At 34.2% G+C, this 15205-nt stretch carries 11 protein-coding genes; all 11 read right to left on the bottom strand.

Going from position 1 to position 15205, the window contains the following annotated elements; all coding sequences use genetic code 11:
- Positions 1-319: 319 nt before the first annotated feature.
- The 11 genes from B5E48_RS01095 to rplJ all read right to left on the bottom strand — a co-directional run bounded on the left by B5E48_RS01095 (position 320) and on the right by rplJ (position 15170).
- Positions 320-628: a PTS lactose/cellobiose transporter subunit IIA gene (locus tag B5E48_RS01095; protein WP_087244283.1), complete on the bottom strand. Its 309-nt coding sequence runs from the start codon at positions 626-628 to the stop codon at positions 320-322.
- A gap of 86 nt (positions 629-714) precedes the next feature.
- A complete protein-coding gene (locus B5E48_RS01090; protein WP_087303787.1) occupies positions 715-1506 on the bottom strand; it encodes a Cof-type HAD-IIB family hydrolase in 792 nt (263 codons plus the stop codon).
- An 86-nt stretch (positions 1507-1592) separates the two neighbouring features.
- A complete protein-coding gene (gene tuf / locus B5E48_RS01085; RefSeq protein ID WP_087244285.1) occupies positions 1593-2777 on the bottom strand; it encodes an elongation factor Tu in 1185 nt (394 codons plus the stop codon).
- A gap of 86 nt (positions 2778-2863) precedes the next feature.
- Entirely contained in the window at positions 2864-4939 is a 2076-nt protein-coding gene (gene fusA, locus B5E48_RS01080; protein WP_087244286.1) for an elongation factor G, read from the bottom strand.
- A 37-nt stretch (positions 4940-4976) separates the two neighbouring features.
- Positions 4977-5447, bottom strand: a complete 471-nt coding sequence (gene rpsG / locus B5E48_RS01075) for a 30S ribosomal protein S7 (RefSeq protein WP_087244287.1) — start codon at positions 5445-5447, stop codon at positions 4977-4979.
- A 19-nt stretch (positions 5448-5466) separates the two neighbouring features.
- A complete protein-coding gene (rpsL, locus tag B5E48_RS01070) occupies positions 5467-5880 on the bottom strand; it encodes a 30S ribosomal protein S12 (protein WP_087244288.1) in 414 nt (137 codons plus the stop codon).
- A gap of 182 nt (positions 5881-6062) precedes the next feature.
- A complete protein-coding gene (rpoC, locus tag B5E48_RS01065; protein ID WP_087303786.1) occupies positions 6063-9761 on the bottom strand; it encodes a DNA-directed RNA polymerase subunit beta' in 3699 nt (1232 codons plus the stop codon).
- Between the two features lie 13 nt (positions 9762-9774).
- Positions 9775-13434: a DNA-directed RNA polymerase subunit beta gene (gene rpoB / locus B5E48_RS01060; RefSeq protein WP_087297183.1), complete on the bottom strand. Its 3660-nt coding sequence runs from the start codon at positions 13432-13434 to the stop codon at positions 9775-9777.
- 167 nt (positions 13435-13601) lie between these two features.
- Positions 13602-14195 carry a class I SAM-dependent methyltransferase gene (locus B5E48_RS01055; RefSeq protein WP_087303785.1) on the bottom strand — a complete coding sequence of 198 codons (594 nt, stop codon included), beginning with the start codon at positions 14193-14195 and terminating at the stop codon, positions 13602-13604.
- 56 nt (positions 14196-14251) lie between these two features.
- Positions 14252-14623 (bottom strand): 50S ribosomal protein L7/L12, encoded by a 372-nt coding sequence (rplL, locus tag B5E48_RS01050; RefSeq protein ID WP_087244292.1) that lies wholly within the window; start codon positions 14621-14623, stop codon positions 14252-14254.
- 25 nt (positions 14624-14648) lie between these two features.
- Positions 14649-15170, bottom strand: a complete 522-nt coding sequence (gene rplJ, locus B5E48_RS01045) for a 50S ribosomal protein L10 (RefSeq protein WP_087244293.1) — start codon at positions 15168-15170, stop codon at positions 14649-14651.
- Between the last annotated feature and the right edge of the window lie 35 nt (positions 15171-15205).

The following is a 15205-nucleotide window of genomic DNA, read 5'->3' as shown; positions in this document are numbered from 1 at the left end:
GACAATTTCATGTCTTCTTGACTCTTTCTTTTTTCCTATCTTTATTGACGTGTTTACTGTTCAGTTTTCAATGTCCCTGTGCCCTCTCGTCGAGTGCTCATCTATAATACCATCTATCCTCTACCTTTGCAAGTCTTTTTTTTACTTTTTTTCGTTTTTTTTATTCCTCTTTTTACAAAATTCTATTTTTCATTGGATTTATCAATGTTTTTTTATTTGTAATTTTATAAAGATTCACTCATAAATTTAAAAAATAAAACCCCATTAACTGAGTTAATCCTCCGTCATTGGGGTTTTGCTTGAATCACTAATCTTTTAATTATTTGATTTTTTTATAAAGATCAATAAATTCTTGTGCTAAATCAATAACAACTAATGCAGTCATTAAATGATCTTGAGCATGTACCATTAATAAGTTTAATGGAGCTTTTTCTCCTCTAATTTCAGCCTGAATTAATTCAGTTTGTGCATGATGTGCTTCATTTACAGTTTCTTTTGCATTTTGTAATGATTCATCAGCCTTATCTAAATCACCAGCTTTTGCATATTGAATAGCTTCGATAGCAGAGCTACGTGCACTTCCACTGTTTACGATAAGGTTAATAACTACTTGTTCTTGTTCATCCATTTTCAATTTCTCCTTTAACAAACAAATTCAGAATTACTCTGTATATTTATTTTATCAAATCAACTTTATAATTTCAACTATAAACACTAAAGAAAAGAAAAATGTTTAAGTGCTTTCAATATACCATCGCAATCAACATTATCCGTAATATAATCGGCAACTGCTTTTGTTTCATCAGCAGCATTACCCATAGCAATTCCTAATCCAACAAAAGAGATCATTTCAATATCATTTCGTCCATCTCCAAATGCAATCGTATCTTTAATATTTTTGCCTAAAGCTTCAACAAGCTTTTGTATTCCTTTTGCTTTAGATTCACCTTTTAAAGTTAAATCAAAAGATAATCCACTTTGATGCTGTTGAATATCAAAATAAGGTGTTAATGTTTGATACATTATTTCTCTATCATCAAGAGAATTTAAAACAATCATCCCAATATATGTTTCAATCTCATCAATTTGATATGAATCAATAATAATTTCATCTTTCATTCCCCAATTATTCTTAAACTCAATATGTTTAGGGTTTTGTTTATTTAAAACATAAATATGATCATTCCCCTCAAAATAGTATGCCAGGTTTCTTTCAACACATAGCTGATGTGTTTTTTCAATAGCTTCTTTTGGAACAATCTTTTTATATATTTCTTTCCCTTTATATTCTACATAAGCACCATTACAAGTTACATAACCATTAAAAGGATAATCCATAACTCCATCCACAATAAAGCATTGACATCTTCCAGTCGCTAAAAAAACATCATGCCCCTGTTTCTTTAGTTGATTCATCCCATAGCGGACATCATTTGGGATACGATATATACCTTTATTACATTCAATAAGTGTTCCATCTATATCAAAGAAAAATAATTTTTCCATACTCCACCTCCATACCTTAACATCATAACCTTTTTATAAAAAAGTGTAAACAAAAAAGGTATCAATAAGATACCTTTTCATGAAAATTATTCAATAACTTCAGTAACTGTTCCAGAAGCAACAGTTCTTCCACCTTCACGAATTGAGAATTTAGTACCATTTTCAAGTGCGATAGCATGGATTAATTCAACTGTTAATTCTACGTTATCTCCTGGCATAACCATTTCTACACCATCTGGTAATTCGATAACACCAGTGATGTCAGTAGTTCTGAAATAGAATTGTGGTCTATAGTTAGAGAAGAATGGTGTATGACGTCCACCTTCATCTTTTGATAAAACGTAAACTTGGCATACGAATTTTTTGTGTGGATGTACTGATCCTGGTTTAGCTAATACTTGTCCACGTTGAATTTGATCTCTGTTGATACCTCTTAATAATACCCCTACGTTATCTCCTGCTTCAGCGTAATCTAATAATTTACGGAACATTTCGATACCAGTAGCAACTGTATTTTGAGTTTCATGAATACCAACGATTTCGATTGGGTCATTTAATTTTAATTGTCCTCTTTCAACACGTCCTGTAGCAACTGTTCCACGTCCAGTGATTGTAAATACGTCTTCAACTGGCATTAAGAATGGTTTATCAGTATCACGAGTTGGAGTTGGAATATAAGTATCTACAGCATCCATTAATTCATGAATAGCTGGTACCCATTTTGGATCTCCTTCTAATGCTTTTAAAGCTGATCCACGAATAATTGGAGTGTCATCTCCTGGGAATCCGTATTCATTTAATAATTCACGAACTTCCATTTCAACTAATTCGATTAATTCGTCATCATCAACCATATCACATTTATTTAAGAATACGATGATGTAAGGTACACCTACCTGACGAGATAATAAGATGTGTTCTCTTGTTTGTGGCATAGGTCCATCAGTAGCAGCTACTACTAAGATAGCTCCATCCATTTGAGCAGCACCAGTGATCATGTTTTTGATGTAGTCAGCATGACCTGGACAGTCAACGTGTGCATAGTGACGAGTTGCTGTTTGATATTCAACGTGTGCAGTGTTGATTGTGATTCCACGTTCTTTTTCTTCAGGTGCAGCATCGATTGCAGCATAATCCATTGCTTGAGCATTTCCTTCTTGTGCTAAAACAGTAGTGATTGCTGCAGTTAAAGTTGTTTTACCATGGTCAACGTGACCAATTGTTCCAATATTAACATGCGCTTTAGAGCGGTCAAATTTTTCTTTAGCCATTTAAGCTTCCTCCTATATAAATTTCATTAAATTTTTACATATACATTCTAAATGATTTATCTCAAAAATGCAATACTTTTAGTGGATTAATTATTTCCACCATTTTTCTTAATAATACTTTCTGCAATTGACTTAGGAACTGGTTCATAACGATCAAATTGCATAGTGTAATTTCCACGTCCTTGTGTAAATGATCTTAAATCAGTAACATATCCAAACATTTCAGATAAAGGTACACTTGCTTGTACTAAAACAGCGTTTCCTCTTTCTTCTTGTCCTTCAATCATACCACGTCTAGAAGAGATATCTCCCATAACGCTTCCTAAGTATTCAGAAGGTGCAGTGACTTCTACAGCCATAATTGGTTCCAAGATAACTGGATCACATTTTTTACCAGCTTCTTTTAATGCTAAACTTGCAGCTACCTTATATGCCATTTCTGATGAATCGACATCATGGTAAGACCCATCAAATAATGTTGCTTTAATATCTAATACTGGATATCCAGCAATCATACCATTATCTAATGCTTCTTCAAGACCAGCTTTAACAGAACCAATGTATTCTCTAGGGACAGTTCCACCAACTACAGCATCAACGAATTCAAATCCTTTACCTTCATTTGGTTCGAATTTAATCCATACATGTCCGTATTGTCCACGTCCACCAGATTGACGTACGAATTTACCTTCACAATCAGCAGTTTTTCTAATTGTTTCACGATAAGCAACTTGTGGTGCCCCAACATTAGCTTCAACTTTGTATTCTCTCTTTAAACGATCAACGATAACGTCTAAGTGTAATTCCCCAACTCCGGCAATAATTGTATCACCAGTTTCAGGATTTGTAGTGACTCTAAATGTAGGGTCTTCTTCAGCTAATCTTGCTAAACCGTTACTTAATTTATCTTGGTCTTGTTTTGTTTTTGGTTCAATTGCTAATTCAATAACTGGTTCAGGGAATTCCATTTTTTCTAAGATAATGAAATTCTTTTCATCACAGATAGTATCCCCAGTTGTTGTATTTTTAAATCCAACAGCTGCAGCAATATCTCCAGCGTAAACTTCGCTAATTTCTTTACGTGTATTAGCATGCATCTGTAAGATACGTCCTAAACGTTCTTTTTTATCTTTAGAAGAGTTTAAAACATATGATCCAGATTCAATATGTCCTGAATATACACGGAAGAATGTTAATTTACCAACAAATGGGTCAGCCATAATCTTAAATGCTAATGCAGAGAATGGCTCATCATCACTTGCATGTCTTTCGATTTCGTTACCATCTTCATCTTCACCTTTAATTGATGGAACATCAGTTGGTGCAGGTAAGAAGTCGATAACAGCATCTAACATTAACTGTACACCTTTGTCTTTATAAGCAGATCCACATAATACTGGGAATAATTCAACAGCTAATACTCCTTTACGGATTGCTGCTTTAATTTCTTCTTCAGTAACTGGTTCTTCTTCTAAGACTTTCATCATTAAATCATCATCAAAAGATGCAGCTGAATCAATCATTTTTTGACGATATTCTTCTGCTTGAGCTTTCATATTTTCAGGAATTTCAGAATAAACAACGTTTTCACCCTTAGCTCCTTCAAAATGAACAGCTTTCATTTTAATTAAGTCAATAACACCTTCAAATGTATCTTCGGCACCAATTGGTAATTGAATAGCTACAGCGTTAGCATCTAATCTTTTTCCAATAGATTCAACAGACATTAAGAAATCTGCCCCAGTTGCATCCATTTTGTTACAGAAGACAATTCGAGGAACTCCATAAGTTGTTGCTTGACGCCAAACAGTTTCTGTTTGTGGTTCAACACCAGCTTTTGAGTCTAATACAGTAACAGCACCGTCAAGTACACGTAAAGAACGTTCTACTTCAACAGTGAAATCGACATGGCCTGGAGTATCAATGATGTTAACACGGTATCCATTCCATTGTGCAGTTGTTGCTGCTGAAGTGATTGTAATACCACGTTCTTGCTCTTGTTCCATCCAGTCCATTTGTGAAGCACCATCATGTGTTTCACCAATTTTATGAATTTTTCCAGTGTAATAAAGAACACGTTCAGTTGTTGTTGTTTTACCAGCATCAATGTGAGCCATGATTCCAATATTACGAGTTTTTTCTAACGAAAATTCACGAGCCATATTTTTCTCCTTTCAAATATTTCCTCTAAATCATATATTACCAACGGAAATGTGCAAATGCTTTATTAGCTTCAGCCATCTTATGAGTATCTTCTTTCTTTTTCACAGAAGCACCAGTTCCATTAGAGGCATCAATAATTTCATTAGCAAGACGATCAATCATGCTTTTTTCGTTTCTTAAACGAGAATAGTTAACTAACCATCTTAATCCTAATGTCATTCTTCTTTCTGGAGATACTTCAACAGGTACTTGATAGTTAGCTCCTCCAATACGTCTTACTTTTAATTCAAGTACAGGCATGATATTGTTGATTGCTTGATCAAATACTTCCATTGCAGGATTTCCAGTTTTTTCTTCAACTTTTTTAAATGCTTCATATAAGATGTTTTGAGCAACACCTTTTTTACCATCAAGCATGATATTGTTAATTAATTTTGTAACTACCTTAGAATTATAAATTGGATCAGGTAGTACATCTCTTTTTGCTACGCGTCCTCTTCTTGACATCAGTTTTTCCTCCTATCTCTTATTTTTTAGGTTTTTTAGCTCCATAACGAGAGCGTCCTTGCATACGATCTTTTACACCAGCACAGTCCATAGTACCACGAATAATATGATAACGAACCCCTGGTAAGTCCTTAACACGTCCTCCACGAATTAACACAACGCTGTGTTCCTGTAAGTTGTGCCCAATTCCTGGAATATATGCAGTTACTTCCATTCCGTTTGATAAACGAACACGGGCATATTTACGTAAAGCCGAGTTAGGTTTCTTTGGTGTCATAGTGGCAACACGAGTACAAACACCACGTTTTTGAGGTGAACTAATATTAGTTGGTTTCTTTAATAATGAGTTGTAACCTCTATTTAACGCAGGTGATTTTGATTTAGATGTTTTTTCACTACGTCCTTTTCTGACTAATTGATTAATTGTAGGCATGTTTTTCTCCTTTCCTTTCTTCTTAACACACAATTCCGGGTGTTTCATTTTTTGATGAGATAAAATGCACTCTTAGTCGAGTACCGAAAGCAATTATATACGACAAAATTTATAAAGTCAACACTTTTTACTCTTTTTATCAAAGAAAAACAAGATCTTTTTTAAGACCTTGTTTCTTTATTTTATTCTGTTGTTGAAAATTCTTCATCAATTTCAGTACTGCTTAACAAACTTTCTGATAAAGTTTCAGCTTGTAAATGTTCAGCTTCTTCTAATTCCTTTTCTTTGCGTGCTTCTTCTAACTCTCTAGCAATCGTTTCAGGTGATTTTAAAGGTCCTCTTAATCCTGTACCAGCAGGTAATAATTTACCAATAATAACATTTTCTTTAAGACCTCTTAATTCATCAACCTTACCTTTAATAGCCGCATCTGTTAAGATTTTTGTTGTTTCCTGGAATGAAGCAGCAGATAAGAATGATTCAGTTTCAAGTGAAGCTTTTGTGATCCCTAACAAGATTGGTCTTGCAACAGCAGGATGTTTTCCAGCTTTTAAGGCTTCTTTATTTAATTCAGTAAATTTTTGAACATTAATATGAGTACCAGGTAATGCTCCAGTATCTCCACCTTCAACAATTCTCATCTTCTTCAACATTTGATGAATAATAACTTCAATGTGTTTATCTGAAATTTCAATACCTTGTAAACGATAAACTTTTTGAACTTCTTTCAAGATATAATTTTCTACAGCTTTGACATCAGCAACAGCTAATAATTCTTTTGGATCAATTGATCCTTCAGTAATTTTAGAACCAATACCAACTTCATCACCTACAGAAACTCTTAATTTTGCACCATAAGGTGTTAAATAACTCTTTGTTTCAAGTAAGTTAGAAACGACAACTTCAGCTCTACCATTGTTATCAATGATATTAGAAACTTCACCATCAATTTCAGAAATAATAGATTTTGCTTTTGGATTTCTTGCTTCAAATAACTCTTGAATACGAGGTAAACCTTGAGTGATATCGGCACCACCAGCAACTCCACCCATGTGGAATGTACGCATTGTTAACTGTGTACCAGGTTCACCAATTGATTGAGCCGCCATAATACCAATAGCTTCTCCTAATTCAACTTGTTCACCAGTTGCTAGATTACGACCATAACATTTTCTACAAATTCCATTTTTCGCTTTACATCCAAAAATAGAACGAATTTCAACTTCTTTAATACCTGCATCAGTAATATTCTTAGCAATCGCTTCATCAATCATTTCGCCAGCTTTAACAAGCGTTTCACCTGTTTCAGGATGAACAATATCCTTTTGAGAATAACGTCCTACTAAACGGTCATATAATGGCACAATAACCGAATTATCTGAAGTATTGTACAATTCTGTAACAACAAATCCCTGATCTGTACCACAATCATCTTCAGTAACAATGACTTCTTGAGCAACGTCAACCAAACGTCTTGTCAAGTATCCTGAATCGGCTGTCTTTAAGGCTGTATCGGTAGATCCTTTACGAGCACCATGTGTAGAGATGAAGAATTCAGATGCAGTTAAACCTTCTCTAAATGAAGATTTGATAGGCAACTCAATTGTTTCACCTTTTGGATTAGACATCAATCCACGCATACCTACTAACTGTGTAAAGTTAGAAATATTACCACGGGCACCTGAATCAGACATAATGAAGATTGGATTACGGTCATCAGCTTCGAATTCATCTTTAACGACAGCCTGAACCTGATCTTTAACAGATTCCCATAACTTAATAACGATATTATGTCTTTCTTCATCAGTGATTTTCCCTTTACGATATAATTTCTTGATTACTTCAAGTTTTTCATCAGCTTCATCAAATAAAACGTATTTACTTTGTGGAACCTGAATATCATAAACAGAAACTGTAATACCAGCAATTGTAGAATAATAGAATCCTTGATCCTTTAATTTATCCAACATCGCTGTTGTATCACTAATTTTTGTAGGATCAAACATTTCATTGATAATGTTTCCTAAAGCTTTTTTACCCAATGGTTTAATTAAAGGCTGTGCTTTAATATGTGCTTTAATATCAGTACCCATTGGTACGAAATATTTATCTGGTGTTGCAACTAAATTTTCTTTACTAGAATCATTGATAAATGGGAATGCCCCATCAAAAATCTGGTTAAAGATAATTTTACCAACACTTGTAATTAAATAGCTATTATTTTGTTTTTCAGTAAATGTCTTATTCTTTAAAGATTTTCCTCTAATTGCAATTCTTGTGTGTAAATGTACAGTTTTTGCATCATATGCCATTAAAACTTCATTCACATCTGCAAAAACAGTTCCTTCACCAACAGCCCCTTCATCTTCTAATGTTAAGTAATAGTTACCTAACACCATGTCCTGAGAAGGTGTAACGATAGGTTTTCCATCTTTTGGTCCAAGGATATTGTGAGAACCTAACATTAACTGTCTAGCTTCTTGAATAGCTTCTTCCCCTAATGGAACGTGAACTGCCATCTGGTCACCATCAAAGTCAGCGTTGAACGCTGGACATACTAATGGATGCAAACGAATAGCACGTCCTTCAACCAATTTAGGTTCGAATGCCTGAATACCTAATCTATGCAATGTAGGCGCACGGTTTAATAAGACTGGATGTTCTTTGATGACTTCTTCGACGATTGGCCAAATCACATCATCCATCTTATCAATTAATCTTTCAGCAGCTTTGATATTTGTTGCAATCTGCTCTCTCACTAATCCACTAATCACAAATGGTTTAAATAAATTCAATGCCATTTCACGTGGAATACCACATTGATACATTTTTAAGTCTGGACCAACAGCGATAACTGAACGTCCTGAATAGTCAACACGTTTCCCAAGTAAGTTTTGACGGAAACGTCCTTGTTTTCCTTTTAACGTATGGCTTAATGATTTTAATGGTCTTCCTCCAGCACCTGTAATTGGTTTAGAACGACGTCCATTATCAATCAAGGCATCAACTGCTTCCTGTAACATACGTTTTTCATTTTGGACAATGATTGATGGTGTTCCAAGTTCTAATAATTTCTTTAAACGATTATTACGTGTAATCACACGACGATACAAATCATTCAAATCACTTGTCGCAAAACGTCCACCATCCAACTGTAACATTGGTCTTAAATCAGGTGGAATAACTGGAAGCACATCAAGAATCATCCATTCAGGCTGATTATGTGAAGTTCTGAAAGCTTCAATAGCTTCTAGTCTCTTCAATAATTTAGAACGTCTTTGTCCCTGTGCTTCTTTTAAATCTTTTGTTACTGATTCAAATTCTTCATCTAAATCAACTTTTTGAAGTAAGATTTTAATCGCTTCTGCCCCAGTTTTGGCTTCAAACTGATGACCAAATTTTTCATAACAGTTACGATAATCTCTTTCAGATAAAACTTGTTTATATTCTAAAGGTGTACTTCCTTTATCAGTGACAACATAAGAAACGAAATAAATGATTTCTTCAAGTTGTTTTGGTGACATATCAAGAATAAGCCCCATTCTTGATGGAATACCTTTTAAATACCAGATATGTGCGACTGGAGTCGCAAGCTCAATATGTCCCATACGTTCACGACGTACAGAAGATTTTGTGACTTCGACACCACAGCGATCACAGATTACGCCTTTATATCTGACTTTCTTATATTTTCCACAGCTACATTCCCAATCCTTAGATGGTCCAAAGATTCTTTCACAGAATAGACCATCTTTTTCAGGTTTTTGAGAACGATAATTAATAGTTTCAGGTTTTTTAACTTCACCATAAGACCATTCACGAATTTTTTCTGGAGAAGCTAATCCAATCTGGATTGCTGAAAAGTTATTGACATCTGCCATTCATTGTTTCCTCCTATTCTTCGTTACTTTCTTCTTCATCATCAGTGAAGAGTTCATCAATTACAGAATCCAAATCATCAAATGATTCTTCATCTTCAGAGAAATCACCTTCTACCTCAGCCACTTCTTCTTCAGTGACTTCTGGTTGTTCAGGAGTTGTATCAATTGAAGTTGGGAAACGACGTTCTTCATCTTCAATCTTTCTTGCATCTATTTCTTGACCATCTTTATCTAACATACGAATATCTAAAGCTAATGCCTGTAATTCTTTTGTTAAAACTCTAAATGATTCTGGCAAACCAGGTTCAGGTAATTTTTGACCTTTTACAATGGCTTCATAAGTTTTGACACGACCAACAACATCGTCAGATTTAACCGTTAAGATTTCTCTTAATGTATAAGCTGCACCATATGCTTCAAGTGCCCAAACTTCCATTTCCCCAAATCTCTGTCCACCGTTTTGAGCCTTACCACCTAAAGGCTGTTGTGTAACTAATGAGTATGGACCTACTGATCTGGCATGTAATTTGTCGTCAACCATGTGGGCTAATTTAATCATATACATAACCCCAACTGAAATATTAGAATCAAAATATTCTCCAGTCATACCAGAAATAACTGGTTGTTTTCCATCAACTGACATTCCAGCTTCTTTCATGATATTCTCAAGATCTTTTGAGTTAATACCATCAAATGCAGGAGTTGCAAAGTACATTCCTAACTCTCTAGCAGCATATCCTAAATGTAATTCCAATACCTGACCAATGTTCATACGTGATGGTACCCCTAATGGATTTAACATGATATCAAGAATTGTACCATCTTCCAAATGTGGCATATCTTCGATAGGTAAGATCTTAGAGATAACCCCTTTGTTACCATGACGTCCGGCCATTTTATCTCCTTCAGAAATCTTACGTTTTTGAACGATATACACCTTAACAACTTTATTAACACCTGGTTGTAATTCATCACCATTTTTTCTAGAGAAGATTTTAATATCATGAACAATACCAGCACCACCATGAGGAACTCTTAATGAATTATCTTTGACTTCTCTTGATTTTTCACCAAAGATTGCTAGTAATAATTTTTCTTCAGCAGATAATTCTGCCTGTCCTTTAGGTGTTACTTTACCAACTAAGATATCCCCTTCTTTCACTTCAGCACCAATCATAATGATACCTTCGCTATTCAAGTTTTTACGGGCATCTTCCCCAACGTTTGGAATATCACGCGTAATTTCTTCAGGACCTAATTTTGTATCACGACATTCAATACTATATTCTTCAATATGAATAGATGTATAAACATCTTCTTTCACTAATCTTTCAGACATGATAACAGCATCTTCGTAGTTATAACCATTCCATGTCATGAAACCAACCAATACGTTTTGTCCAAGGGCTAATTCACCTTGTTCCATAGATGGACCATCAGCTAAAATTTCCCCTTTGACAACTTTATCTCCAGCTTTTACGATTGGTCTATGATTAATACAAGTTCCCGCATTGGAAATCGCAAATTTTGTTAAACGATACTTATGTGGACCTGTATCTTCTTCAACAATAATCTTTTTCGCATCAACATATGTGACAATACCATCTTTTTTAGCCACAACTGCAGCTCCAGAATCTCTAGCAGCCTGATATTCCATACCAGTTCCTACAAGAGGTGTGTGTGGATTTAATAATGGTACGGCCTGACGTTGCATGTTGGCACCCATCAAAGCACGAGTCGCATCGTCATTTTCTAGGAAAGGAATACATGAAGTGGCTACAGAAACGATCTGTTTTGGAGAAATATCAATAAAATCAATTTCTTCAGGCTTAGCCATAATATTTTCTCCCAAATGACGGGCAATAACTTGTTCATCCAAGATTTTTCCATTTTCATCATGTTGAACTTTTGCTTGTGCAATGACATAATTCTTTTCTTCATCGGCTGTTAAATAACGCACATCATTTTCGTCAATCACGCTATGATTCACTTTACGATATGGTGTTTCAATAAATCCATATTTATTGATTTTTGCATAAGAAGCAAGTGTAGAAATTAACCCGATATTTGGACCTTCAGGTGTTTCAATTGGACAAATACGACCATAGTGAGAGGCATGAACGTCACGGACTTCATAACCAGCACGATCTCTTGATAAACCACCTGGTCCTAATGCTGATAAACGACGTTTATTTGTTAACTCGGCTAATGGATTAATCTGATCCATAAATTGAGATAACTGAGATGATGAGAAAAATTCTTTCATAGCGGCAGTTAATGGACGAATGTTAGTTAATGACTGAGGAGTGACACTATCAATTTCAGATAATGACATTCTTTCTTTAACGACTCTCTCCATTCTTGATAAACCAATTCTAAATTGATTTTGAATTAATTCACCAACAGAACGTACACGTCTATTTCCTAAATGATCAATATCATCTAATAAACCAATACGACTCATTAAGTTGACTCTATCGTCACTTGCTAAATCTAATGAATCATAAATATCAACAAGATTCAACATATATGAATAGGCAGCAATCATATCAGAAATTGTAATATATTTACAATCTAATGATAAATCTGTCCCAACAACTCTCATTTTCTTTGATTTTGTTTCATCAACATAGACTTCAAGCACTTGAATACGTCCATGTGATTTTAAGAAATCATTTGTTTTAATGTCCATTGTATGAGCTCCAGCCTGGAAAACAGGAGCTAAAAGGTCAACTTTATCTTTTGTTAATAAAGTTCCTTCTTTCATGACAACATTTCCATCTATATCTATAACATCCTGAGCTAAAACACGGTTTGTAATTCTATCTAATAAACTCAATTTTTTGCCAAGTTTAAAACGTCCTGCACGCGCAAGATCATATCTTTTTGCATCAAAAAATCTTGTATATAATAAAGTATTAGCACCTTCTAGCGTTGCAGGTTCTCCTGGTCTTAATTTATTGTAAATTTCAATTAAAGCTTCATCAGTATTGTGAGTTGTATCTTTGGCTAGAGTATTTCTAATAAACTCATGATCACCTAACACTTCAATAATATCTTCATCACTGCTTAAACCTAAAGCACGTAATAAAATTGTACCAGGAATTTTACGTGTACGGTCAATACGTACATTTAAAATATCTTTTGCGTCATTTTCAAATTCAAGCCATGTTCCTCTTGAAGGAATCATGCTTCCTGTAAAAACTGTCTTACCACTTTTATCCATGGCATCAGCAAAATATGCACCTGGTGAACGCACTAATTGTGAAACAATAACACGTTCAGCACCATTAATGATAAAAGTACCAGCATCAGTCATTAATGGAAAATCTCCCATAAAGACTTCGTTTTCTTTAATTTCGCCAGTTCCATTATTCACTAAACGTAAAGTAGCACGAATAGGAGCAGAATAATTTGCATCTCTATCTTTAGCTTCATCTACTGAATATTTTGGCTCATCAAAACGGCAATCAACAAACTCTAAAGTTAAAGTTTCATTAAAATTGCTAATAGGATAAACATCGTTAAAAACTTCTTTGATACCTTCGTTCTTAAACCATTCATAAGAATTTGTTTGGATTTCTACTAAATTTGGTAATTCTAAAGACCCACTAATTCTTGAATAATTACGACGATTAATACGACTTTTTGCCTGAGTTACATTTTTTTCCAAGCCCGCTTCACTCCTTATCAATTATCTCTATCTCCTTATTTAAAGCACGCAAAAAACACTGCTTTTTATATATGAGTAGGCATTTTATTATACTAGCATAGAGGCCAGTTGAAGTCAATACCAAATCATAAATTTCAAAATAACTTTTGAAACAGTAAAAAACAGTGTTATTTTACAGATTTTAAAATAAAATATCCTTTATCACGTTTTATAATTTCACAATTCCCAAAAACATCTTCCATTTTTTTCTTAGCTGAAGGAGCGCCTTGTTTTTTTTGAATAACAATAAATAATTCTCCTTGATTATTTAAATGATCATATGCTTTTTCTAATATTTCAAAAACAATCTTTTTCCCTGCACGAATAGGCGGATTAGAAACAATAATATCAAATGTATCTTTTACATTTTCATAAACCGAGCTTTTATAAGCAATAATATCATTTTCCTGATTATGTTCAATAGACTCATTAGCCAATGCAATAGCACGTTCATTCACATCAACCATTTCAACATGTAACCATGGATAGACTTTCTTTAAAGAAATACCTAAAGTCCCATAACCACAACCAACATCTAATAATGTTTTTTGATGAGATTGTATATTCATGCTTTCCAATAAAACACGCGAACCATAATCAATACGTTCTTTTGAAAAAACGCCACTATCACTTATAAAAACCAGATGATGTCCTCTATATTGAAAAGAAATTTGTGTTTTTTGAGATTTTAAATCAATATTATTTGTATAATAATGTGTCATCTTCTATTCTCCTAAGATAAAAAGCCCTTTGACAAGGGCTTTTTTATTCCAAGAAATTATTTAACTTCTACAGTTGCACCAGCAGCTTCTAATTGTTCTTTAATCTTAGCTCCTTCTTCTGCAGGAATATCTTTCTTAATTTCAGCTGGAACTTTGTCTACTAATCCTTTAGCATCAACTAATCCTAAACCAGTGATTTCTCTTACTGCTTTGATAACAGCAACTTTAGTAGCACCAACATCAGTTAATGTTACAGTTACGTTAGCAGGTGCAGCATCTGCAGCAGCTTCTCCACCAGCAACAACAGCTACAGGAGCAGCAGCAGTTACATCAAATTTTTCTTCGATTGCTTTTACTAAATCATTTAATTCTAAAATTGTAGCTTCTTCTAAATAAGCTAAGATATCTTCATGTGTTAATTTTGCCATTTTATTTTCCTCCGTTCATTTTTAACTATTCAGCAGCAGCTTCTTCAGCTGCATCTCCACCTTTTGCATCAGCAACAGCTTGAATAACTCTTGCCACTTTTGCAACAGGTTCTTTCATACATGCAAGTAACATTGAGTACATACCTTCACGATTAGGTAATTTTGCCACTGCCATAACTTCTTCTTTTGGTAAGAATTTACCTTCGATATAAGCAGCTTTAATTTGTAATGCTTCATGGTCTTTTGCAAAATCAGCTAAGATTCTTGCAGGAGCCACTGCATCATCTTTACCAAACGCTAAAGCATTTGGACCAACAAGGTATTCTTCTAATTCGTTCATACCTTCTTGTTCAACAGCTCTTTGAACTAATGTGTTTTTATAAACTTTAAATCCCACATTTTCAGCTCTTAAAGCTCTACGTAATTCAGTAACTTCAGCCACTGTTAATCCACGATATTCTACAACAACTGTTGATTGTGAAGCTTTTAATTGTTCACTAATTTCAGCAACAACCTGTTGTTTCGCTTCTAAGATTTCTTTTGACATTGTTACACCTCCTATTGATTTTATATATGCAACAA

Source organism: Massilimicrobiota sp. An105 (assembly GCF_002161155.1).
Lineage (GTDB): Bacteria > Bacillota_I > Bacilli_A > Erysipelotrichales > Coprobacillaceae > Allocoprobacillus > Allocoprobacillus merdigallinarum.
This window is presented reverse-complemented; position numbering and strand designations above follow the sequence as displayed.

Bases quoted from the DNA above. Each gene is read 5' to 3' on its own strand.
- B5E48_RS01095 (WP_087244283.1), bottom strand. From the start codon at position 628: ATGGATGAACAAGAACAAGTAGTTATTAACCTTATCGTAAACAGTGGA.
- B5E48_RS01090 (WP_087303787.1), bottom strand. From the start codon at position 1,506: ATGGAAAAATTATTTTTCTTTGATATAGATGGAACACTTATTGAATGT.
- tuf (WP_087244285.1), bottom strand. From the start codon at position 2,777: ATGGCTAAAGAAAAATTTGACCGCTCTAAAGCGCATGTTAATATTGGA.
- fusA (WP_087244286.1), bottom strand. From the start codon at position 4,939: ATGGCTCGTGAATTTTCGTTAGAAAAAACTCGTAATATTGGAATCATG.
- rpsG (WP_087244287.1), bottom strand. From the start codon at position 5,447: ATGTCAAGAAGAGGACGCGTAGCAAAAAGAGATGTACTACCTGATCCA.
- rpsL (WP_087244288.1), bottom strand. From the start codon at position 5,880: ATGCCTACAATTAATCAATTAGTCAGAAAAGGACGTAGTGAAAAAACA.
- rpoC (WP_087303786.1), bottom strand. From the start codon at position 9,761: ATGGCAGATGTCAATAACTTTTCAGCAATCCAGATTGGATTAGCTTCT.
- B5E48_RS01055 (WP_087303785.1), bottom strand. From the start codon at position 14,195: ATGACACATTATTATACAAATAATATTGATTTAAAATCTCAAAAAACA.
- rplL (WP_087244292.1), bottom strand. From the start codon at position 14,623: ATGGCAAAATTAACACATGAAGATATCTTAGCTTATTTAGAAGAAGCT.
- rplJ (WP_087244293.1), bottom strand. From the start codon at position 15,170: ATGTCAAAAGAAATCTTAGAAGCGAAACAACAGGTTGTTGCTGAAATT.